At 41.0% G+C, this 2,094-nt stretch carries 1 protein-coding gene and 1 pseudogene; both read right to left on the bottom strand.

From position 1 onward, the window contains the following. Positions 1-222, bottom strand: a pseudogene (locus F0249_RS20155) (GNAT family N-acetyltransferase); the annotation flags it as partial. 150 nt (positions 223-372) lie between these two features. Then, complete coding sequence (locus F0249_RS19745; protein ID WP_171757616.1) at positions 373-888, bottom strand: GNAT family N-acetyltransferase; 516 nt, start codon at positions 886-888, stop codon at positions 373-375. Positions 889-2,094: the final 1,206 nt, after the last annotated feature.

Raw genomic sequence — 2,094 nt, 5'->3', positions numbered from 1 at the left:
GTAACAACTAACCATTCCAACTGGAATATCATCGACTGTAATCAATTGTGAGTCTAAACCCGATAAAAGACGCTGAAATGAAGAGTGTTTAAACTGTTCTAAGGATGGGTGTGAATATGGGAAATATGGACCATTAAACTTAGTCCATTCGTCATTTGAGATAACCAAGGCATGGATAAACTCCAGCTCATGTTCTCTTGCAGGTCTAATATTTACTTCCATTTCTTACGCGAAACTCCTTGATTCTTTGTAGCAAACTAACGCCCAATTAAGGTGCGACAACGCTATAACACCCAAGCTAAACCATTACGCCGTAAACACAAAATTCAAATCGGAGTGAAATCGCCACGCGTTGGGAGTCACTCTTAAATGTTATGATTGTGGTCGGGGAATCATATATTCGTAAAAAGACACACCACTTTCATTTACTAGCTGCTCTATAAAGCCTAACTTTTTAAGCAAGTTAGCTGAAGCAACATTAGATGTTTCAACGCCACCAACAAGCTTTGACCAAGACTCAGTTTTAACTATTTCTTCGATAAAACTTTTCAGTAACTCACTCGCTAACCCTTTACCCCAATACTCTTCACTGAGTAAGTAACCTATATGCGCATCACTTTCATTCCCTACATAGGCGAACAGAAAACCGATTAACTCTTGCGCCTCGGATTCTACTTGAAGCAACCGACTCTCCGACAACATTCGGTCGAGCCAAACTATCGCCAATTCAGAGGAAGTAATACCATTAAAATATGGAGGTAAATTCTCAACAACTAATGGAGTTAGAATATTAGGAATCTGTTCGATCAGAACTGAGCGCTCAGTTAACGAAAGATCACCTGAGACTTCAGTTACTCTCAACCTATGAGTTTCAAATGATATTGTCATAGAATCTGCCTATTTCGATAAAAATCATAACTCCGCGTTAAGTGGCGAGCAACGCTACCACTGCACTCAAGACATTATGTCATAAACACTGATGCATATCTTTGAACTAAAGCCACCAAGCGTTGGGAGTCCGTCTTAAACGCTTTGTTATATTGCCCGCACGATAGAGCCAAGTTTAGCGCCAAGGTGCTGAATTGGCTACAAATCTACTGGCTTTGAACTCAGAAGTAAAACGGATAGTTCGAAACTCAACTATAAACAACGAAATGCACTGGCTAAGAAGCGAAATGAGCTGAAATTAGCGTCATTCGATTAGCCTAAATGACAAAGAATTCGAGCGACAAACCTGACGGCAAAGTCCGCTGAAGCCACAATTTTCAATGCAGCACCCACGAAAAAGAAGCCGCGCAAAATGAACTTGAGCCAGCAAAACTTACTAACGAGGAGACTTGCGTGACGTTGCTGCTAATTAACCGACACGCATTCTACGTGCGATGGTCATTTTGATGGCAACTTTCACGAAACGAACAGGTATGTAGCTCGAACGCAGAACAAAGATAAACGGATATTTTAACCCTTTAAATCTTATGCAATATAACGCCGCGTTAAGTGGTGAGCAACGCAGACCACCTGACCTAAGCCATTGTGCCGTAAACACTAAATTCAAAGCAAACCGAAAATGCCAAGCGTTGGGAATCCGTCTTAAACGCTTTGTTATAACTCAGTTTCATCGATGTACTCGATTTGCTTAGTCACAGAAGCTGCTACAACTATTGAAAAAACAACGGCGATTGAAATTCTAATAAACGTAGATGGAATGATAGATTGTGTAAAAATGATAAATGGACCAGCGAAACCACCACATATTGCCCCTACATAAGCTCGCCTTCCACTCCATTTCATTAGCGAACCACATTCAACACAGCGATACTTCGTCCAATGAGCACTGAAAAAAAACCAGCTACATGCAACATTTTTCTGGCACTTGGGACATTGTCTAGATTTCATAATAGCCTCGTAATATTAACCTAAGCTGATATGAAACTACCCAACTAAAGAAACATCAAACCTTCTGGTTCAGATTTCGAGTGAGTTCATGAGTTATAACGCCGCATTAAGGTGATGAGATGGTCTCCCCCTACCACTTCACATCGCTATCAGCCATGCTTGGAGTGTTCAGGTCCGAAGTAAAAGGAGAAGACCATG

Source organism: Vibrio sp. 03-59-1 (assembly GCF_013114135.1).
GTDB lineage: Bacteria > Pseudomonadota > Gammaproteobacteria > Enterobacterales > Vibrionaceae > Vibrio > Vibrio cortegadensis.
Note: the sequence above shows the minus strand (reverse complement) of the source record. Positions and strands in the feature narration are given on the sequence as shown.

Bases quoted from the DNA above. Each gene is read 5' to 3' on its own strand.
- F0249_RS19745 (WP_171757616.1), bottom strand. From the start codon at position 888: ATGACAATATCATTTGAAACTCATAGGTTGAGAGTAACTGAAGTCTCA.